At 36.4% G+C, this 19,692-nt stretch carries 23 protein-coding genes; 6 read left to right on the plus strand and 17 right to left on the minus strand.

Going from position 1 to position 19,692, the window contains the following annotated elements; translation table 11 throughout:
- Nucleotides 1–50 precede the first annotated feature (50 nt).
- From CHI06_RS07585 to CHI06_RS07615, 7 genes are all read right to left on the minus strand, one after another.
- Nucleotides 51–932 carry a LysR family transcriptional regulator gene (locus CHI06_RS07585; RefSeq protein WP_095247821.1) on the minus strand — a complete coding sequence of 294 codons (882 nt, stop codon included), beginning with the start codon at nucleotides 930–932 and terminating at the stop codon, nucleotides 51–53.
- 112 nt (nucleotides 933–1,044) lie between these two features.
- Nucleotides 1,045–2,556, minus strand: coding sequence for an MDR family MFS transporter (locus tag CHI06_RS07590; RefSeq protein WP_095247822.1), 1,512 nt, complete (start codon nucleotides 2,554–2,556; stop codon nucleotides 1,045–1,047).
- Nucleotides 2,557–2,607: 51 nt separating this feature from the next.
- Entirely contained in the window at nucleotides 2,608–3,060 is a 453-nt protein-coding gene (cbpB, locus tag CHI06_RS07595) for a cyclic-di-AMP-binding protein CbpB (RefSeq protein ID WP_095247823.1), read from the minus strand.
- 137 nt (nucleotides 3,061–3,197) lie between these two features.
- Nucleotides 3,198–3,434 carry a YkuJ family protein gene (locus tag CHI06_RS07600; protein ID WP_095247824.1) on the minus strand — a complete coding sequence of 79 codons (237 nt, stop codon included), beginning with the start codon at nucleotides 3,432–3,434 and terminating at the stop codon, nucleotides 3,198–3,200.
- Between the two features lie 179 nt (nucleotides 3,435–3,613).
- Nucleotides 3,614–4,117 carry a DUF3993 domain-containing protein gene (locus tag CHI06_RS07605; protein WP_095247825.1) on the minus strand — a complete coding sequence of 168 codons (504 nt, stop codon included), beginning with the start codon at nucleotides 4,115–4,117 and terminating at the stop codon, nucleotides 3,614–3,616.
- A 182-nt stretch (nucleotides 4,118–4,299) separates the two neighbouring features.
- Nucleotides 4,300–4,539: a hypothetical protein gene (locus CHI06_RS07610; RefSeq protein ID WP_095247826.1), complete on the minus strand. Its 240-nt coding sequence runs from the start codon at nucleotides 4,537–4,539 to the stop codon at nucleotides 4,300–4,302.
- A 68-nt stretch (nucleotides 4,540–4,607) separates the two neighbouring features.
- Nucleotides 4,608–5,819, minus strand: a complete 1,212-nt coding sequence (locus tag CHI06_RS07615; protein ID WP_095247827.1) for an EAL domain-containing protein — start codon at nucleotides 5,817–5,819, stop codon at nucleotides 4,608–4,610.
- Nucleotides 5,820–5,978: 159 nt separating this feature from the next.
- On the opposite strand from CHI06_RS07615, the gene CHI06_RS07620 reads away from it, so the two are divergent.
- A complete protein-coding gene (locus tag CHI06_RS07620) occupies nucleotides 5,979–6,803 on the plus strand; it encodes a C39 family peptidase (RefSeq protein WP_257009195.1) in 825 nt (274 codons plus the stop codon).
- Nucleotides 6,804–7,008: 205 nt separating this feature from the next.
- The gene (locus CHI06_RS07625; RefSeq protein WP_095247828.1) at nucleotides 7,009–7,887 is read left to right on the plus strand and encodes a metallophosphoesterase; all 879 of its coding nucleotides are present in this window, start codon (nucleotides 7,009–7,011) and stop codon (nucleotides 7,885–7,887) included.
- An 85-nt stretch (nucleotides 7,888–7,972) separates the two neighbouring features.
- Here the strand turns inward: CHI06_RS07625 and CHI06_RS07630 are convergent, their stop codons facing one another.
- Nucleotides 7,973–8,260, minus strand: coding sequence for a hypothetical protein (locus CHI06_RS07630; protein ID WP_095247829.1), 288 nt, complete (start codon nucleotides 8,258–8,260; stop codon nucleotides 7,973–7,975).
- Between the two features lie 238 nt (nucleotides 8,261–8,498).
- Between CHI06_RS07630 and CHI06_RS07635 the strand changes: the two genes are divergently transcribed.
- From CHI06_RS07635 to CHI06_RS07645, 3 genes are all read left to right on the plus strand, one after another.
- Nucleotides 8,499–8,975 (plus strand): YkyB family protein, encoded by a 477-nt coding sequence (locus CHI06_RS07635; RefSeq protein WP_095247830.1) that lies wholly within the window; start codon nucleotides 8,499–8,501, stop codon nucleotides 8,973–8,975.
- A 163-nt stretch (nucleotides 8,976–9,138) separates the two neighbouring features.
- Nucleotides 9,139–9,339, plus strand: a complete 201-nt coding sequence (locus tag CHI06_RS07640) for a hypothetical protein (protein WP_095247831.1) — start codon at nucleotides 9,139–9,141, stop codon at nucleotides 9,337–9,339.
- Nucleotides 9,340–9,505: 166 nt separating this feature from the next.
- On the plus strand, nucleotides 9,506–10,672 hold the full coding sequence (locus tag CHI06_RS07645; protein ID WP_095247832.1) for an aminotransferase A: 1,167 nt from the start codon (nucleotides 9,506–9,508) through the stop codon (nucleotides 10,670–10,672).
- An 18-nt stretch (nucleotides 10,673–10,690) separates the two neighbouring features.
- On the opposite strand, the gene CHI06_RS07650 is transcribed toward CHI06_RS07645, so the two are convergent.
- From CHI06_RS07650 to CHI06_RS07690, 9 genes are all read right to left on the minus strand, one after another.
- A complete protein-coding gene (locus CHI06_RS07650; protein ID WP_095247833.1) occupies nucleotides 10,691–10,870 on the minus strand; it encodes a hypothetical protein in 180 nt (59 codons plus the stop codon).
- Nucleotides 10,871–10,938: 68 nt separating this feature from the next.
- The gene (locus CHI06_RS07655) at nucleotides 10,939–11,817 is read right to left on the minus strand and encodes an NAD(P)-dependent oxidoreductase (protein WP_095247834.1); all 879 of its coding nucleotides are present in this window, start codon (nucleotides 11,815–11,817) and stop codon (nucleotides 10,939–10,941) included.
- 157 nt (nucleotides 11,818–11,974) lie between these two features.
- Nucleotides 11,975–12,448 (minus strand): hypothetical protein, encoded by a 474-nt coding sequence (locus CHI06_RS07660; RefSeq protein WP_095247835.1) that lies wholly within the window; start codon nucleotides 12,446–12,448, stop codon nucleotides 11,975–11,977.
- A gap of 91 nt (nucleotides 12,449–12,539) precedes the next feature.
- Nucleotides 12,540–13,325, minus strand: a complete 786-nt coding sequence (locus CHI06_RS07665; RefSeq protein ID WP_095247836.1) for an SDR family oxidoreductase — start codon at nucleotides 13,323–13,325, stop codon at nucleotides 12,540–12,542.
- Nucleotides 13,326–13,436: 111 nt separating this feature from the next.
- Nucleotides 13,437–15,149, minus strand: coding sequence for a phosphoenolpyruvate--protein phosphotransferase (gene ptsP / locus CHI06_RS07670; protein ID WP_095247837.1), 1,713 nt, complete (start codon nucleotides 15,147–15,149; stop codon nucleotides 13,437–13,439).
- Complete coding sequence (locus CHI06_RS07675; protein WP_095247838.1) at nucleotides 15,149–15,415, minus strand: phosphocarrier protein HPr; 267 nt, start codon at nucleotides 15,413–15,415, stop codon at nucleotides 15,149–15,151. The genes ptsP and CHI06_RS07675 overlap by 1 nt, the downstream gene beginning before the upstream one ends.
- A 326-nt stretch (nucleotides 15,416–15,741) precedes the next feature.
- A complete protein-coding gene (locus tag CHI06_RS07680) occupies nucleotides 15,742–17,397 on the minus strand; it encodes a glycerol-3-phosphate dehydrogenase/oxidase (RefSeq protein ID WP_095247839.1) in 1,656 nt (551 codons plus the stop codon).
- A 35-nt stretch (nucleotides 17,398–17,432) separates the two neighbouring features.
- Nucleotides 17,433–18,923, minus strand: a complete 1,491-nt coding sequence (gene glpK / locus CHI06_RS07685; protein WP_095247840.1) for a glycerol kinase GlpK — start codon at nucleotides 18,921–18,923, stop codon at nucleotides 17,433–17,435.
- Between the two features lie 65 nt (nucleotides 18,924–18,988).
- Nucleotides 18,989–19,183: a hypothetical protein gene (locus tag CHI06_RS07690; RefSeq protein ID WP_095247841.1), complete on the minus strand. Its 195-nt coding sequence runs from the start codon at nucleotides 19,181–19,183 to the stop codon at nucleotides 18,989–18,991.
- Nucleotides 19,184–19,403: 220 nt separating this feature from the next.
- On the opposite strand from CHI06_RS07690, the gene CHI06_RS07695 reads away from it, so the two are divergent.
- The gene (locus CHI06_RS07695) at nucleotides 19,404–19,592 is read left to right on the plus strand and encodes a YkvS family protein (protein WP_090758199.1); all 189 of its coding nucleotides are present in this window, start codon (nucleotides 19,404–19,406) and stop codon (nucleotides 19,590–19,592) included.
- Nucleotides 19,593–19,692 lie beyond the last annotated feature (100 nt).

Below are 19,692 nucleotides of genomic sequence, written 5' to 3' on the forward strand. Positions count from 1 at the left end.
TTACTTTATCAAACAAAAGTGTTGAAAACAAGAAAAATGAATAACAAGCATTAACTGCTATGACTGCTATGTTCTTTAATAAGATCCACAAATGCCTGCACCTGTTTAAGCTGAAAGGATGACTCATATGCTAATAACCATGTATCACGTTTAAGGGAATCACCATTTTCATCAAGTAACGGAATTTTGTAAATTTCCTTTTCGGTGTTACTCAACGTAATGCCTGGTAAGATAGAATACCCTAAACCATTGAAGGTTAATTGCTTACATGTCTCTATTTGATCAACAATGATCGTTCTTTTAGGTGAAGTTTTGAATTGACGCATCCACCAATCCTGAATTTCTTGATAATAATTAGAATCACTTTTAAATTGGATGAAGGGCCTATCCGTTTCTAACAGCTGTTCAGGTCTGGTAATGTTTCTATCCACCAAGAAAAGCGGGTCGCTAAAAAGTTTGATTTTAACCCCTTTCCAATCTGGCAAACCTCGAATGATTCCAATATGTACTTGATCATCATAAAGACTTTTCAATATTTCACTGCTCCACCCCGTTATGAGTGAAATTTTTGCTTGCGGATAGGTATCACTATACTTTTTTAAAACGGGTGGCAGCCAATTTTGACCTACAATCGAAGCAACTGCAATCTTTAAGGTTCCTGATACCCCCGATTGAAGAGAATGGATACTTTCCCGGACCTTTTCTTCTTTAACCAGCACCTCATTTACAAACTGAATGACTTGTTCTCCGGCTGGGGTAAGTGAAAGTCCTTTTTGAGAGCGGATAAAAATTCTTGTTCCCCACTCTTTCTCTATCGTTTGCAGACGCTGAGAAAGCGCCGGCTGAGATACGAATAGCCTCTCCGAAGCTTTTCGCATATTCATTTCTTGGGCTAATACAGATAATAAGTGAAATTCAGATATTGAGGACAAAACCATCCACCTTTATGCATTATTAGACATCCGCATTTCTTATTATATAGAGAATATTAAAACATTTCATTAATAAGCTTTCTTTTTTTTCAGAAAAAATAGCTCTGCATCATCACGAAGCAGAGCCTTTTTTATGTTTGGGAATAAATGAAATCAGGATTAAACTCACAAGTGCAAAGGTAAGAACAACATAATATACCCAATGTAATGATTGAGTCAGCCCTTCCTGAAGGAGTTCCCGAGCTGATTCAGATAAATTGGAGCGCTCATCTTCCTTTAATAAAAGGTTTGCAGAATCCACGGTTAGTTTTTCCTCAGATTGTTTGGAGTTATCACTAAGAAAATTGCCCAGCCGATTATTGAGAATTCCGCCAAGTAAGGCTGCACCAATTGTGTTTCCTAAATTCCTCATAAACATATTGGCAGCTGTTGCGATTCCTCTTTGCTGCCAGCTTACTGTTGCTTGAATGGAGACAATAAAAGCCGTTGATGTTAAACCCATACCAAAGCCAACAATAAGAGACCCTAATGCAGCCCAGAGAGGCCCAGAGGAGCCTGTCATCGTGACAAATACTATACTGCCGATAATTAAGGCGACACCTCCAATAAGGGAGGTTTTACGGTATCCCAATGAAATAAGCATCCTTCCAGAAAGCGTCGAAGCAATAGGCCAGCCAATGGACATAGCTGTTAATGTAAATCCTGCAACGATTGGTGTTTGTTCCATTACCCCTTGAACAAATGTAGGAAGAAAACTTGAAATTCCTATCAACATAATACCCGTAGTTAAAGAGGTTACATTCGCAACAAAAATAGATCGTTCCTTCCAAATATTAAAGGGCATTACAGGCTCTTTCGCCCGGCCTTCGTGATAGACAAACAGACTAATCGTTACAATAAATATGACAATTAAGCTGACAATTTGCCAGGAGCCCCATGACCATCGTCCTCCGCCCTCCACTAACAAAAACATAAATGAGGAAATAGACAGAGTTAATAGGAATGCACCTATGTAATCAATTTCATGTTTTTTCTTTTCAACGTTCTCGTGAAGATAGAATCCTATACCAATCAAAGAAAGAATCCCTAGAGGAATATTTATCCAAAAAACATAATTCCAGCTTACATATTGAACGAGTATTCCACCTACTGCTGGTCCCGTAACAGCAGAGATTCCCCATACACTTGCTAAATACCCCTGAACTTTTGCTCTTTCCTCGGCAGAGTAAATATCACCAACAATAGTGGTTGCAATCGGAGTAACAGCACCTGCCCCAAACCCTTGGATTAATCGAAAAATAATAAGTGCTTCCATCGAAGTCGCAAAGCCGCAGAGGATGGAGCCAATTAAAAAGATAGTGATTCCAATAAAGAGAATCGGTTTTCTACCGAAAAGATCAGATAATTTCCCATAAATCAGGACTGTTACCGCATTCATTAATAGATACGCTGAAAAAACCCAGCTATAGAGAGTAAAGCCACCTAAGTCAGCAACAATAGCAGGCATGGCAGTTGAAACAATCGTTGCTTCAATCGCTCCCATAAACATTGCTAGCATTACGGCTGCTAGTACAAGTGGTCTATTCGTCCTTCCTCTCTTAGATTTGGTAATTGGATTAGCCATTATTACACCTCATGTTTCTCAATAAAATAATACAGCCCCCTTATGGGAGCCTTATTTTTCACTTTTATTCATCTTGTTTACGTCCAAATTCAATTGCATTAACACTGTACTTCGAGGCAATATTCCTTCAAAATAACCATCTTCCGTATCAACACAAAGAAATGGATGGTTTACCAAGAGTCTAAGACAGGTTTTGATTGAAGCCGTAATCTTTACTCGTGGAACAGAATGATTCATAACCTCTTCCACTCTTTTTTTTTCTAATTGTTCAAACTCAATCCTTTCAAGTCCAAGAATTGAATCCATTATAATAGGAGTGCTAATAAGACCATGTAGTTTATAATGCGGATCAAGTACGGGTATTGCTGTATATCCACTTTTAGTAAGGACTAATAATGCATGCTCTAGATTATTTCCAACCTGCACATGAGCTACCCGTTCAGAAGGTATCATTAATTTTCGTATATCTATTTCTAAAAATTCACCACTGTGAAGACTAATCATCGCCGAAAACTCCTCAATGTTTGTTTTACCACATGTATATTCTACCATAGTTCTCGGAGAACTGGTTTTTTTTATGAAAAAGTAATAAATAAGAAATGAAGTTAAAAAAGAAAAAAATAAGGAACCGTTGCCGGCTCCTATTGAATTAAATCAAAAATTTCAATTGTAATCATGTCTACATTATCAAATTGATAGCGTTTTGGCTTTTCCTTTTCATTATATATTTCTAATTCAAAGGTTTCTGTTTTTGGATGAAATGTTACTTGACACTTTCTATCGCCATTTACTTCAAAATAGCGTTGTGCCGGCTCACCTCCATTAGACTGTTCCTGAAGGTTTTTTAACCGTGTTAATATCCCTTGAAGCTGTGACATATGCTCCGTCTCCTTTCAAACACAAGCAAACTTTCTACTGTTATGTTTCTCTTTTGGTATATTTCTATCCTTATGGATTTTTTCCAGCATAATTTCATCTGGTGAATATGCCAATATTAAAAGAATAAAATAACAGACCGCATCTGTCCATGTAAAAGTGAAAAAAATGGAAACTTTTTTTATTTACTTATATTTGCTTTCTTCAAAATGCTATCAGGGATATTATTATACAAATATTCGTCCACCTTCCATCCTCCATCCACTTTTCTTAATAATACCCCCTCAAAATGATCTTCGTAGCCAACTGGACCATCTATGGTGGCAGGGAAAAATTCAAAAACATAAATGCTTTCGGGTAAAAAGATTACTTTTGTTTTATCCGAATAGTGGAAAAAGGGAATATAAAAAAGTGCAAAATCCGAACCATATGTAATAAATTTCCCTTTCTCTTCAAAAACGCTCTCTTTCCAAAACAACTTTTGATAAGCTTCTGAAAAGTAGGGATTTAATAAATCATAAATTTCTTCTTTTGTTCTAGTCCGTTCACTCAGAGAGACCTGAACTTGAAAGGCTTCCTGGAGCATGCTAAATATCTCTTTTTTAGTACTTAGATTTGCTTTTGCCGTTGGGGACAAAGGTATTAATAATAAGATGACAAGAAGTAATAGTAAAGTTTTCTTCATTTTCCTTTTCCTCCTCACGGTAAAAATCTTAGGTTATTATTCATTTTAACAACAAATATTCCTAATAATCGCAAAAATAAATCGTAAAAAAATATCAGTAATAGACATTAACCTACAAATTATTTGCATATCTAAGGAGAGTCCCCGAAAAATCTTGATAAAAAATAGGCCTCTATGAGGCCCTAACGTACGAAAGTGATTGCAACAAAAAGGATGATAAACAGAACTAAGGTAAAAAATATACCATATGCCCAAAAAATCGGATTGCTCATATAAATATGTCTTTGTACTGGCTCAGCTATTTTTGTATCCAAATCTCCTTCAACTGCTTTTTTCTGTCTGGCCACTGACAATGTATAAATAAGCGAAACCGCAAGAATTCCAACAATAACTATGGATAGGGCATTAACAAACAGATTCATGAGCGATTTCTCCTTTAATAATGTTTCTATTAAAATTCCACCGTATGAACCATTCTATACTAGATAAGTTATAACAATTGGTCATTCTCAAATAAATACTGATAGGTAATATCAATAAATAAGTAATCACTTCCATTTATAGGAATGGAGAAAGTTCGAATGGTCTCTCCGGTTTCGATATCACTATATAAATCAGATAATATCCCCTTGCGTTCATTTCTCATTTTAATGATATTTTCTAAAAAATAGGGACGCCAGCTCCAATTCTTTTCAATATATTCTTTTTGGGAATACCAGCCGCTTTCACCCTTTAAAATATTCGAGGATTTCTGAAAACCATCTTCATCACATACATACATTCGAAAGGCAATTTGATCCATTTCTTTTATGAGCGAAGTAAACAACTCTTCATAATTTGCCTTTTTATTCTTAATTAATATATCTTGTACTTTATTTTGAAAATATTCTGCTGCTGAATATATTGCTTCCAGTTTTCTTTTTTCATATGCGATAAAGTCATGGAATTTCACTTTTAAACGCTGTTTTAGTAATTCACGCTCAATAAATTCCGGGGCAGGGGGATGCAGATAAAATCCTTGATAATATCTCCCGCCATTTTTCCATGCAAATTGAAGCTGGTAACTCATTTCAATATTTTCAAAAAGTAATGTGGCTCCGATTTTTCTTGCTAATAATGATAAGGAAAATAAAACATCCGTAAAGCTTGCAGCCGTTGCATTAGATTTTAAAGCACGTAAATTTATCTTAATAATTTCAGGACCTAATTGGCCAATTCGTTCAAAGAAATTTGTGTCACTATTTATACTTGCAATAGCAACTTTTATCCCATACGTTCGATAATATTGTAGTAAATGATCTAATTGAGCAAAATCACCCTTATAATTTCCTTCAGAAATTTCAAGGACTATTCTCTTTAAATTCAAGCCTCTTTTTTCAAAAGCCAGCAGTTCTTGTAAAAATGGCTCTCCATGTCGATACATGAGTAAATCGGCATCACGATTCAAATAGATACTAACATCATCTTCAAGATCAAATGCACGTTCTAACGCTTTTTGAACTAACAATTGGTCAACTTCGAATTTGTATTCGTCTGGAATACTATCATCATGGAAAAAGCTGCCCAAGCTGATAATGCTGCCCTCTGATTGATATCTACCTAAAACCTCATAAGCAATTACACGCTGCTCATCGGCACTAAAAATTGGTTGAAAATAAGGAATGACATTTTCAAGATCCGTTAGGATATCCAATGCATCCATTCAAGCACCCTCCGTAAAAAAGATTTTCCTCATTATACCATACCCTTATATACAATACGCTCAACTTGCACATCATGTTCTTTTCCAAAAGAATACCATCATAGGCAACTCGAAACTTCCGAATGATAGTACCAAGTCCATATGAATGGAGGATAACAATTGAAAAAATTTTGCTTGATAGTATCAATCCTTCCACTGTTTGGATGTAATAATGCAGATGAAACAGTTTCTAAACAGCCAGATAAGCAAAACTACACAGAAATATATGAACAAGTACCGAAACCTGAAATTCAAAAAACTAAAAATACAACCACTAATATTGAAAATAAAAAGCAGACAATTTCAAACACAATCGTAAAACAGCCAGTATCACAACCAGCTAAAAAGGATTCAATGATGCTGGATGTTGCTTTAATTAAACAAAATCCTGAGTTAAGATATGGATGTGAAGTGACAAGCCTTGCCATGGTTTTAAACTTTGCAGGTGTGAAAACAGACAAAATGGATTTGTATCGCTCCATTCAGAAAGATCCGGACCCTATCAAAAGATCTTCTAATGGTGATATATTAAATTGGGGCAACCCTGCAGATGGTTTTGTTGGAGATATGACCGGTAAGCAGGCAGGTTATGCAGTATTCGACAAACCAATGGAAGCACTGGTTAATCAAAAACTTCCTGGCAGAGCTGTTAACTTAACAAACCAGCCCTTTGAACGAGTTCTAGAGCACGTTTCTGCTGGTTACCCTGTAGTGGTTTGGACAACAGGAGATTATCGATTACCTGACCGCTGGGAGTCTTGGTATCACGGACAGCAAGTTATTAAAACACCATTGGATTTGCATGCTGTTGTCCTAGTGGGTTATGATGCAAATTATGTTTACTTGAATGACCCGCTTTCTGGCAGAAAACAAGTAAGAGTTGGAAAAGAAAATTTTATCGCTTCCTGGAAAGCACTTCAAAGCCGGGCAGTAAGTTATAAATAATATGCAGACGCGACATACAAAAGCAGCCAAAAGGCTGCTTTTTAATAGGAATTTTTTATTTATTTTAGAATATGAACTATTATATACCTTTTTATATAAAAATTCATTCTGCCTTTTCGCTTGCAAAATCGTCCATTTTTAAAGAAAATACGAATGACTCTACTTTTACACAGAAAAAAATTGGAGATGGGTTGGTAATAAAATTATGCCTAAAAAAATGAAAAGGAGATCTTTCCTGAAAAGTACCTTTGGTACACTTCTAACTGTTTTTGGTCTTGGTTCAGGCGGTTACTTCTATGCTAATAGAATTGAACCTTCACTTCTCGAAATAAATCACATTGAAATCAAGCACTCCTTAATTCCTACTAGTTTTAACGGAGTGAAAATTGTCCAATTTAGCGACACTCATTTAGGTTTTCATTACAATATAAAACAATTAAAGAAATTAGTTGATAAAATTAATCAACTTCAGCCCGATTTAATTTTTTTCACAGGAGACTTATTGGACGAGCCAAATAAATATAATGAAATAAATAAAGTTCCGCCTATTTTACAGCAATTAAAGGCAACAATCGGTAAATATTGTATATATGGAAACCATGACCATGGAGGCTATGGTTCAGAAATTTATAAAAATCTAATGGAAATGTCCAATTTCACTCTCCTGTTAAACGAATCCCTCCCTATTAAGCAAAAGGATGGAAGTTTTATTTCTCTATTAGGTATAGACGATCGAATGCTAGGCAGACCTGATTTACAATTAGCCATGAAACATATACCAGAGAGCTCGTTTAATCTTCTGTTATCTCACGCTCCTGATGTTGCCGATGAAGCCTCAACTTATCAAATACATTGGCAGTTAAGCGGACATAGTCATGGAGGTCAGGTGAAAATCCCTTTCGTGGGGGCTCTTGTCATTCCGCCTTTTGCACAAAATTATCCTGAAGGGTATTATTCCATTGGTGAGATTAATCCATTGTCGTTATATGTAAATCGAGGGATTGGCACAACACGACTCCCTTTTCGGTTCATGGCAAAACCAGAATTGACGGTATTTACCTTGATTTCAACGGAAACCGATTAAAAAATCCTTACTCACTAATTTGCAAGGATTTTTTAATTATTACTTCTATTTTCATTAAAGTGTTTATTTAATAAAAACTTTTCCTCTAGGTCTTTTGCAGGGATAGGCTTTGAAAAATAATATACCTGAATTTTATGGCAATTAGCTTTCTTAAGGAACTCCACTTGACTGCTATTACATCTAGTGGAAGGTTTGCTTTTTTCAAACCCACCTCGTTAACAAACAGATATCGAAAAGAAGGACCCTCTTCCACCTTCATCACATAAACCATATCCTGGAGATGCTGAAATATTATATCAAAAATAATTTTTTGGATTTTCTTATTCACTGTATCCAGTACTAGTTCTTTATTCGATTCGCTTTTGAAATCCATTTTCTCATCCTTTAAACGTAAAAAGTTCTCTTTTTTTACAATAATGTTTTTACTTTCTTGTATTTCTATTTTACAATTAAATCATAATAAAGATAAACAATTTAAAGAAAATAATGACTATTTCACTAAAACTTAAAAATAACATTATATCTTAAGTTGACCGTAGGAACCTAAAAGAATATATGGAAACTATAGGAATTAGGTTTGCTCTGTTTTTAATTTGAAAGGAGTACATAACTTGACTCATGAAAGGGAAATCCCCCACCCAAAAGGAAAGCTAACGATAGATAACCTCTCACAAGCGCTCTTTATTGTTAATCGCCATGCCAAAACAGCAACGAACCCCAAATATTTATATAAACTTAAGCATGAATCATTAAAAAAATTAATAGATGAAGGCAAAGCAAAAAAAGTAGGACTTCATTTTTCGGAAAATCCTCGTAATAGCAAACAGCAATCGGATGTCCTCGTTCAGTGCGGCCATTATACTTTTCATATTCCTCCTACAAAGTCTGATTTTGCTGAGCTTCCTCATTTGGGCAAATTAGATGGAAGTGTGAGAAATCCAAAAACCTCACTTTCTCTTAACCAAGCAAGAGGCATATTACAGCAATATACGGGCATTACAGAAATGGAACAACCACCTTCAAATCATCGAAAAAACCGTCCATATCAAAAACCGATTTTCAAAAAGTTAGGCGAACGATATACGTAAAAAGGCCAAATTTCACCTGGCCTTTTTACGTATTTTTTTGTACATAATTTCGCTACAATTTATTGATAATTTTGTGAACTCTCTCACAAGTTATAGACCCTTTTAACGATCAAGTTTACAATACAATCATAAGAAGACTAAATCATAAAGAGGTGCCTTAAACATGAAAGGGACAGCGATTCTTTTTCAAGACCAGAGGATTACATTTATTGAAGATGTTGAGCAAACAGTATTCGAAGAAATAAAAAACCAATGTGGCTGTGATCAATGCAGCTGCAAGTTAGATAATAAAATTGTTACTTTCGATTCCGTCTCTCCCGTTTTCTGGCATGAAGATGAAGTTGATTGGGACTATGGTTATTAATAATACTCTATAATTTGATATAAACTCCCCCCTAAAAAAACAGCCTGAAAATCATTCAGGCTGTTTTTATATTCTCTCTACTTACTCTAGTCCATTATTGTAGAATATTTCTATAAATCTGTTTATAATCAGAGTATTCATGAAAGCGATGGAAGGATGAACAAGGGTGGAGCATTTAATTAATACCAAAGTTCAAGAAATAGAGGTTTCAGGCATCAGAAAATTTTATAATATGGTATCTCATATAGATGATGTGATTTCATTTACAATTGGACAGCCAGATTTTCATACACCAGAGCATGTAAAGCTGGCTGGCATTCAAGCCATAGAGGAAAATTTCACTTCCTATACACCTAATGCTGGAATCATTGAATTACGAACTGCCGCATGCGATTTTGTTAAAAAAAAATATGGTCTTTCCTATGAATCAGAATCTGAAGTCATTGTCACAATGGGTGCAAGTGAGGCTATTGATATATCCTTTAGAACCATTCTAACGGAAGGGACCGAAGTTATCCTGCCAGGACCTATTTATCCTGGATATGAACCAATTATTCGTATGTGTGGAGCAGTTCCAGTTCATGTCGATATAAGGAAGAATCAGTTCCGTTTTACGTTAGAAATGATTAAACCTTATATCACCGATAAGACACGCTGCATTGTTTTACCATACCCATCAAACCCAACAGGAGTAAGCCTCACTGAAATTGAGTTAAAAGAAATTGCTGATTACTTGAAAGAGAGAGAAATCTTTGTCCTTGCAGACGAAATATACAGCGAGCTCACTTATGATCAGCACCATCTTTCGATTGCTTCCTTTTTAAAAGAGAAAACAATCGTAATTAATGGATTGTCAAAATCTCATTCGATGACTGGATGGAGAATTGGCTTCCTATTCGCTCCTAAAGATATTACCAAGCACATATTAAAGGTACATCAATACAATGTATCCTGTGCTAATTCAATTGCTCAGAAAGCAGCTTTAGCAGCATTAACCACGGGAATGGATGATGCTATCCCGATGAAAAGGGAATATATCCAAAGACGAGACTATGTTTACAATCGTCTTACTGAAATGGGGCTAAGTGTAGTTAAGCCAGATGGGGCATTTTATTTCTTTGTTAAAATCCCTGAATCAATCCCTGTGAATAGTTTTGACTTTGCTCTTGAGATGGTACATCAAGCAAAGGTAGCTGTAGTTCCTGGAAGTGCATTCTCTGAATTCGGTGAAGGTTATTTTAGACTTTCCTATGCCTGTTCACTCGAAACGCTGGAGACTGGGTTAAATAGGATGCAACAATTTTTAAATAATAAAAAACACCCTCACTGCTAAAATGTGAGGGTATTTCTGTTATTGACCTTTGTATTGTCCATTATTTTTGGATGCTTTTTCTTTTTTTGCTTTATCTTTATGAATTTTATTTGTTGCTGCAGATCCCATTTCATGAGCAAATTCTTCATTTAAGACAGCAGAATCGAATCCCTTTTTGTTTTTTTGCTGCGGGTCATTCTTTTTTGTTCGTTTAGCCATATAAAGTTTCCTCCTATTTCAGCTTCTTGCTTATTTTTTGAAAACAGGAGGAATTTATACAACTCGTATTAGGACTTCCAATATTTATATAATGCCTGTGTTCCACTATTCTCCTCGCCCATTTCAGCAAGTTGATCATACAGCGATTTTGCCAAAGCTAAACCAGGAACTTTCATTTCCATTTGCTCTGCTTCTTCTAATGCGATTTTCATATCCTTAATGAAATGTTTTATGTAAAATCCTGGTTCAAAATTCCCGTTCAGCATTCTTGGAGCAAGATTGCTTAATGACCAGCTTCCAGCAGCGCCAGTGGTAATACTTTTTAACACTGATTCTGGATTTAATCCTGCTTTTTCGGCATAAATGATGGCCTCGCAAACACCAATCATATTTGAAGCTATCGCAATTTGATTACACATTTTTGTATGCTGTCCTGCACCTGCTTTTCCCTGATAAACAATATTTGTTCCCAGGAGATTTAGAAGTGGTCTTATCGCTTCAACGTCTAATTCTTCTCCGCCTACCATAATGGACAGTTTCGCTTCCTGTGCACCAACATCACCGCCAGAGACAGGGGCATCAATGGTATGAATACCTTTTTCATTTGCAGCCTCATATATTCTCCTTGCAAGTGATGGGGCTGAAGTCGTCATATCGATAAGATAACTATCTGATCTAGCATTATTAACTAAGCCATTTTCCCCTAAATAAATTTCTTCCACATCAGAAGGATAGCCAACCATTGTAATAATAACATTAGCCTTCTCTGCCATTTCTTTTGGTGTATCTACCCAAATAGCGCCTTTTTCTAATAGTTCACCCGACTTTTCCTTGGTCCTTGAAAAAACAATTAACGGATACCCCGCTGCCATTAAATGTCCTGCCATACTTTTCCCCATTACTCCTGTCCCAATAAAACCAATTACAGTATTTCCTGGAGTTAACAAAATAAATCAATCCTCCGATTTCGTATTTTCACCTTTTTATTATATATGGAGTAACGCAAAAAAACCGGAACTAAGTACTTTCCGGTTATCGTGCTCAATCTCCAAATTTATGCACTTACATAGTTTCTCCTAGTTCAAATCAAGATAACCAATAATTTCATAGCTCTGATGAAAAATTTGTTAAGTAGACACGTCCAAAAACTTCCTGATTATTGAATATTTCGATTGAAACTGCTTGATTTTTTTCAATCATATTCTTTAATTCATAGATGTGTAAATCTTCCTTTAGGGGGAGCGGGTCCATAAAAATATATTTTTCACTTTTACCCTCTACCTCTAAATATTCTCCATTTAGAACTTGATCTTCTCCGTATATGATTTCACGTTTACCAATTGCAGCCGCAAGCTGATCATCATGGATCGTAACCTTTACTTTATATAACTCATGTCTATCTAATATTTCATTATTGATTCTGAAGCGGAATTGAAGTTCATTATTCTTTGTTAACAAGGCATCGGCGTAACGATTAACAATTAGTTCTTTTGATAGGGGTAATCCACAACCAGTAAGTGAAGTTCCAATAAACATGATACACACTAGAACAAAAACCAGTTTTATACTTCTCAGCATGTTTAAACACTCCTTTATGTTTTTACCTTAACCAAATTTTTTTGGTAATAAACGTAAAATGAGGTTGATTATTGGAATAATAACTGTGAGGTTAAATAGCTTTAATCATGCCTCCATCAACTAAAAACGAACTCCCAGTCATATAGGTATTAGCATCTGATAGAAGAAAGGCTGCTACATTGGCAAATTCCTCAGGTGTTCCATATCTCTTAAGAGGAATTGTCTCTTTCATTGATAATTCAACCGTATTTATGTCGACTCCTTGTTTATCCGCATTAATTTGATCTAAATGCCTAACACGATCAGTTGCTATGCGACCTGGCGCGATTGTATTGATTAAGATATTGTATGAAGCAAATTCAGATGCTAATGACTTAGATAGTCCAACGATACCGGTTCGAAAGGTATTAGAGAGTATTAAGCCTGGTATTGGCTCTTTAATTGAAGATGAAGCGATGTTAAGAATCTTTCCTCCATCCTTTTTTAGGTAGGGCAATGCTTCACGAATGACACGTACATATGATAATAAATTTAATTCAAATGCACTTTGCCATTCATCATCTGTTAAATCCTCAAACGTTCCTGCCGGTGGACCGCCTGCATTATTGACAAGTAGTTGAAGACCACCAAATGTATCTATTGTTTTTGATACAAGTAGTTTAATATCTTCTGTCTTTGTGATATCTGATTTTTGGAAAACAACCTTCCCCATCCCGATAGATTCTAATTCCTCAGCCTTCTTTTTAAGTTTTTCCTCATCCCTGCCCGAAATCATTACATTCGTTCCTTCTTTCACTAACGCTTGAGCGATAGCAAATCCTAGCCCTTGGCTGGAAGCAATTACGAGTGCTGTTTTCCCGCTAAGATTTAATTCCATCATAGATCCCCCTTTAACTTGTCTATTTCCATTATACTAAAAATTCCCTCTTATTCCTAAAACATGTACGACAAAAAGAGACAGAATTACTCTGCCTCTTTGAATCATGTATTATTTTGTTGCAGCATTAACAGCATCAATTACTTGTGACGTTGTTTGCATATTTAAAACCTGATTGGCAAGCTTCTCCATTTCGGCTTTACTTAACTTTTTAATTTGTGACCGTGCTTTAAGGATTGACGTTGCACTCATTGAAAACTCGTCTAATCCAAGACCAATTAGAAGTGGGATTGCTGTTTCGTCTCCAGCCATCTCACCGCACATCCCAGCCCATTTACCTTCTGCATGTGCAGCATCAATAACCATCTTCACCAATCGTAGAATAGACGGGCTATATGGCTGGTATAGGTAGGATACACGCTGATTCATCCGGTCAGCCGCCATTGTATATTGAATTAAATCATTCGTACCAATACTAAAGAAGTCAACCTCTTTAGCAAATTGATCAGCTAAAACAGCAGTTGAAGGAATTTCAACCATAATCCCTAGCTCAATACTGTTGGAAACCTTTTGGCCTGCAGTAATAAGCTTCTGTTTTTCATCTTCAAGGATTGCCTTAGCTTCACGGAACTCATCCAACGTTGCAATCATCGGGAACATTACTTTTAAGTTACCATAAATGCTTGCTCTGAGAAGCGCTCGGAGCTGAGTACGGAAGATATCCTGTTCCTCTAAACATAAACGAATGGCTCTAAAACCTAAAAATGGATTAAGCTCTTTTGGCAATTGAAGGTAGGGAAGCTCCTTATCGCCGCCAATATCTAAAGTACGAACAACCACTGGCTTACCATTCATACCCTCTAAAACAGCTTTATAAGCCTCAAATTGTTCTTCTTCAGTAGGAAGCTGGTCCCTTCCCATATAAAGGAATTCAGTTCTGTAAAGTCCTACACCTTCTCCACCGTTTTCAATTACTCCCTTTAAGTCTTTAGGAGTACCAATATTAGCAGCTAATTCAACATGATGGTCGTCCGCTGATACCGTTTTTTCATTGACAAGCTTTGCCCATTCGGTTTTCTGAGCCTCATATTGCTGATGAATGTTACGATATTCTTCCACCAGTTCAGGAGTCGGATTAATATGTACTTCACCTTTTAGACCATCGACAATGACTAAATCACCATTGTTAATATCTTCTGTAGCACTTTTTGTTCCAACTACAGCTGGAATTTCCATGGAACGAGCCATAATCGCAGAATGGGAAGTTCGTCCACCGATATCTGTTGTAAATCCTAATACGTACTGTCGGTTCAATTGAGCAGTATCGGATGGTGTTAAATCCTCTGCCACAATAATTACTTCTTCAGCGATCCTACTTGGATTTACTAATTGTACGCCTAGTAAATGTGACAGAACGCGCTTTGTAACATCACGTATATCGGCAGCACGTTCCTTCATATACTCATTGTCCATTTGTTCAAACATCATAACAAACATGTCTGCAGTATCTTTTAATGCAGCTTCTGCATTTACTTTTTCTGACTTAATCTTATCTTCAATTGGTCCATTTAATTCTGGATCAGTAAGGACAAGTAAATGCGCCTCAAAGATTGCTGCTTTATCTGCACCAAGTTCAACCTGAGCACGATCGCGAATTGCCTCAAGTTCTGCTTTAGATTTCTCTATAGCTTCCTTAAAACGAGATACCTCTGAATCTGCATCCTCTATTGTTTGTTTCTCAAATGATAAGTTTGGTTCTACTAACCGATATGCTTTTGCAATGGCAATGCCATTCGAAGCAGCAATTCCTTGTAAAAATGTCATTACTCAGCCAGTCCTTCTTTTTTCAATAATTCATCAAGGCTTCTTAATGCTTCTGCACTGTCACTGCCCTCTGCACTAATTGAGATATCTGCTCCTTGGCCAATTCCAAGAGACATAACACCCATAATGGATTTTAAGTTAACTTTTTTACCCTTATATTCTAAATTGATTTCTGAATCAAATTTGCTCGCAGTTTGTACAAGCAGGGTTGCAGGTCTTGCGTGAATCCCTGTATCAGCTATTACTTTAAATTGTTTTTCTGCCATGTTCAATCAAACTCCTTCTCGTTAATGTAAAATGACACTGGCTATTCCATATCTAACAGCATATAGTCAGATAAGTATAACTGAACTAATTGTTATATTTTCTCCAAAAGAAGATGGAGTATGTAAACAGCTAGCCTCATTTATTTTTTGAAATTCATACAATTGCTAGGATAACATTTTCAAACAATACAGACAACAAAAAACCATTTATGTAAGCGCATTAAAAAATCGACATCTTGTATTTTTAATAAAGTTCACTATTTTGTCACATCTTTCACCTGTTTTAAAAAAAGAAAAGCTGACCATTTAGGCAGCTTCGTCTTCGTTCAATTAATTGTATCAGATGCAATTTTCAGAGCCGTTTCCAATTCTTTTGTGTGCAATTCTTTGATTGTGTCATCCCATTTTAATTTCTCGGCCATATAATCTATTACTTGTTGTTTATAGGAGTGGACAGTATGAATATTAAATAGGACAGCTCCAATTCTCCTTGTAAAGAAATCTGTTGGTGTTGCTACCATTTCACATTGGATCGAATAAACTAGCTTTGCAAACAGCTGATTTGGAATACCGTATTTTAACGCATCACTTTTATTCTCCAATAGTAAATCATAAACCACATCAACATTGGAACCATACATGTGAGCTAACTTTTCTGACTCTAATGAAGTTAGCCCTTTTTCGATACCCTTAGCCGTTTTTTCTTTTGTAAAAGCAGGATAATTGTGCGAACCTCCTACATGACCACCGGAGATAGGCAATTTCTTTGTTTTACAGTTTTGGTAACTGATTCTTTGTTCCTTTTCCAGACTTACTGATAATCGGTCAACAATGGCTTCTGCCATTTTTCGATAACACGTTAATTTTCCTCCAGCTACCGTAAGCAAACCAGTTTTTGACTCCCAAATTTCATCCTTACGTGATATTTCCGATGCCTCCTTGCCTTCTTCATAAATGAGTGGCCTTAACCCAGCCCAGCTTGATTCAATGTCAGCATCGTTAATTGCCACTTCAGGAAACATGTATTGAATTGCATTGATTAAGTATTCTCGATCGTTTTTAGTAATGAAAGGCTGGAGCTTATCTTGATTAAAAAAAGTATCCGTTGTGCCAACATACGTTTTTCCATCACGAGGGATAGCGAATACCATCCTTCCATCAGGGGTGTCAAAATAAATGGATTGGTTCAAGGGAAAAGTGCTTCGATCTATCACAAGATGGATACCTTTAGTCAATTGCAAGGTTTTCCCATTTTTAGAATGATCGAGTTCACGCACTTCCTCCACCCATGGACCCGCAGCATTAATAATTTTTTTAGCACAAATCTGATATTTTTCTCCTGTTAACTGATCCTCAACAACGACACCAGCAACCATTTGATTTTTATAAACAAAGTTAACAACCTTTGTATAATTTATTGGTGATGCACCAAATAGAAATGCCTCTTTCATGATTTCAATTGTCAAACGCGCGTCATCCGTCCGATACTCGACATAGTAGCCGCTCCCTATTAATCCTGCCTTCTTTAGCAATGGTGCTTTTTCTAATGTTTGTTCTTTTGTTAACATGGTTCTTCGCTCATTACTTTTTACTCCTGCCAGAAAATCATACAGTCTTAAGCCTATCGATGTGCTCAGCCTTCCAAAAGTTCCTTCTCTATAAATCGGAAGTAACATCCATACAGGTTTTGTTACATGAGGGCCGTTTTCAAAAACAATTGCTCTTTCTTTACCTACTTCAGCTACCATTTTTACTTCAAATTGTTTTAAATAACGAAGTCCGCCATGAATCAATTTGGTTGAACGGCTAGATGTTCCAGCAGCAAAATCCTGCATTTCAACTAGTGCAGTTTTCATACCTCTAGTTGCGGCATCCAGTGTAATCCCTGCACCAGTAATCCCCCCGCCAATAACTAGAACATCAAATTCCTTATTTTTAAGGCTACCAATCATTTCATTTCTATTTATGTTAGAAAATTTCATCCCTTTTCCTCCTAAATAGAAAAAGACCATTAATTTTATTTAAAAGTCATCGCAGCCTCCACTGCTTTTTTCCAGCCATTATATAAGCTGTCACGCTGTTCTTCTGCCATTTTCGGAATGAATTTTCGATCGGTTGCCCATTGTTTTGATATTTCTTCCTGACTTTCCCAGAACCCTACTGCAAGACCTGCTAAATAGGCAGCTCCAAGCGCAGTTGTTTCACTTACTTTCGTTCTTTCTACTGGTACATTTAAAATATCACATTGGAATTCCATTAATAAATTATTTTTCACGGCACCACCATCTACGCGAAGGGTTTTCAGTTTTATTAATGAATCTGATTCCATAGCTGATAGTACATCTTTGGTTTGATAGGCTAATGATTCGAGAGTGGCCCGGATAAAATGTTCTTTCATGGTTCCTCTTGTTAAGCCAAAAACAGCACCTCGTACATCACTATCCCAGTAGGGCGTCCCCAATCCAACAAATGCAGGAACAACATATACACCATCCGTGGATTCCACTCTGCCAGCATAGGACTCACTATCCTTAGCTTCCTTAAACATCCTCAAACCATCACGAAGCCATTGAATAGCAGAGCCTGCAACAAAGATACTTCCTTCAAGACCATATTCGACCTTCCCGTTCAGCCCCCAGGCAATAGTTGTCAATAAGCCATTCTCTGACCGGACTGCTTTTTCTCCAGTATTCATCAACATAAAACAACCTGTTCCGTACGTATTCTTAGCCATACCCGGCTCAAAACATGCCTGCCCGAAAAGTGCTGCCTGCTGATCACCAGCAATCCCAGAGATTGGTGTTTCCCTGCCAAAAAAGTGATAATCAACGGTTTTCGCATAAACCTGAGAGGAGGGCATCACTTCAGGAAGCATACATTTGGGAACATCCAATATCTTCAATAATTCATCGTCCCATTGGAGGTCAAATATATTAAACATTAGTGTCCTTGATGCATTGGAATAGTCGGTTACATGTGCACGACCTCCAGAAAGCTTCCAAACGATCCAAGTATCAATCGTTCCAAATAAAAGCTTGCCTTGCGATGCTCTTTCACGCGCACCATCAACATGATCCAAAATCCATTTTACTTTTGTTCCTGAAAAATAGGCATCTATAAGAAGACCCGTTTTCGAGCGAAAAAGGTCACTATAGCCGTTTAATTTCAATTCCTCGCAAATATCACTTGTTTGCCTTGATTGCCAAACGATTGCATTATATATAGGTTCTCCTGTTTCCTTATCCCAAATTACCGTGGTTTCCCGTTGATTGGTGATACCTATTCCAGAAATCTGCTCTGGTTTTATTCCCGATTCAGACAATACTTCAGCGATAACTGACAGCACTGAACCCCAAATCTCATTTGCATTATGCTCCACCCAGCCTGGTCTAGGAAAATACTGAGTGAACTCTTTTTGTGCAGAAAAAACAATTTTTCCCTGCTTATTGAATAGAATAGCTCTTGAGCTGGTTGTACCTTGGTCTATAGAGAGAATAAATGTCTCCAAAGCAATCCCCCTATTCACTATATGGTTTATTTTCTATTTATAAAACTAGATGGATAATTCTAATGTTAGCTTCTAGGCTCTTTCAAATATTGATATAATACATCTCCACCCCGCTGACCTATGCCGCGAAAATGTTTAAAGTCTTCCCTTTTAACAAGGAACTGACGAAATTCCATAAAGTCTTCCTTCTTTACATAGTATTCTGAAAGTTCACCTAATCTTAGTTTTTCTAAAATATCGTTCACATATTGTTCCTGCATATTCTTCATCACCTCACTAACATTTTATAGTAAGATTCATGATAATAGTCAACATTTGCACCTTTATCCCCTGAAAATAAGGTAACAAATGAAAACGATTGCATTTTTTATTAATAATTAACGAAATTGTCAAATAAAACCCTTTACGAAACTATAAAAGTAGTGCAAACTGTTATGTAAATAAGTATCTACAATTTGTCAAGTAAAGGGAGAGAGACTAATGAAAAAAGCAGAAGTTGGAAATATCATTGAATTCCGCGGCGGATTAAAAGGGATTGTAGAAAAGGTAAATGAAAATTCTGTCATAGTCGACCTGACGCTAATGGATAATTACCGTGATCTAGAATTGGATCAACGGACTGTTGTAAACCATAAAAATTATAAGATCGTAAAAGAAAGCGCTTATTAATTTCATAGCTTTGTAGATTAGGCAGCCAAAGGCTGCCTTTTTATTTGTAGGCTGTGTAAATGGTCTGTTGATTTCCGCTCCAGGCACTTCGCTTTCCGCG

Origin of the sequence: Bacillus sp. 7884-1 (genome assembly GCF_002272245.1) — a bacterium.
Lineage (GTDB): Bacteria > Bacillota > Bacilli > Bacillales > Cytobacillaceae > Neobacillus.

Coding starts and splice junctions, on each gene's coding strand:
- CHI06_RS07590 (WP_095247822.1), bottom strand. CDS start 2,556: ATGGCTAATCCAATTACCAAATCTAAGAGAGGAAGGACGAATAGACCA.
- cbpB (WP_095247823.1), bottom strand. CDS start 3,060: ATGATTAGTCTTCACAGTGGTGAATTTTTAGAAATAGATATACGAAAA.
- CHI06_RS07600 (WP_095247824.1), bottom strand. CDS start 3,434: ATGTCACAGCTTCAAGGGATATTAACACGGTTAAAAAACCTTCAGGAA.
- CHI06_RS07605 (WP_095247825.1), bottom strand. CDS start 4,117: ATGAAGAAAACTTTACTATTACTTCTTGTCATCTTATTATTAATACCT.
- CHI06_RS07610 (WP_095247826.1), bottom strand. CDS start 4,539: ATGAATCTGTTTGTTAATGCCCTATCCATAGTTATTGTTGGAATTCTT.
- CHI06_RS07615 (WP_095247827.1), bottom strand. CDS start 5,819: ATGGATGCATTGGATATCCTAACGGATCTTGAAAATGTCATTCCTTAT.
- CHI06_RS07625 (WP_095247828.1), top strand. CDS start 7,009: ATGCCTAAAAAAATGAAAAGGAGATCTTTCCTGAAAAGTACCTTTGGT.
- CHI06_RS07630 (WP_095247829.1), bottom strand. CDS start 8,260: ATGGATTTCAAAAGCGAATCGAATAAAGAACTAGTACTGGATACAGTG.
- CHI06_RS07640 (WP_095247831.1), top strand. CDS start 9,139: ATGAAAGGGACAGCGATTCTTTTTCAAGACCAGAGGATTACATTTATT.
- CHI06_RS07650 (WP_095247833.1), bottom strand. CDS start 10,870: ATGGCTAAACGAACAAAAAAGAATGACCCGCAGCAAAAAAACAAAAAG.
- CHI06_RS07660 (WP_095247835.1), bottom strand. CDS start 12,448: ATGCTGAGAAGTATAAAACTGGTTTTTGTTCTAGTGTGTATCATGTTT.
- CHI06_RS07665 (WP_095247836.1), bottom strand. CDS start 13,325: ATGGAATTAAATCTTAGCGGGAAAACAGCACTCGTAATTGCTTCCAGC.
- ptsP (WP_095247837.1), bottom strand. CDS start 15,149: ATGACATTTTTACAAGGAATTGCTGCTTCGAATGGCATTGCCATTGCA.
- CHI06_RS07675 (WP_095247838.1), bottom strand. CDS start 15,415: ATGGCAGAAAAACAATTTAAAGTAATAGCTGATACAGGGATTCACGCA.
- CHI06_RS07680 (WP_095247839.1), bottom strand. CDS start 17,397: ATGAAATTTTCTAACATAAATAGAAATGAAATGATTGGTAGCCTTAAA.
- CHI06_RS07690 (WP_095247841.1), bottom strand. CDS start 19,183: ATGCAGGAACAATATGTGAACGATATTTTAGAAAAACTAAGATTAGGT.
- CHI06_RS07695 (WP_090758199.1), top strand. CDS start 19,404: ATGAAAAAAGCAGAAGTTGGAAATATCATTGAATTCCGCGGCGGATTA.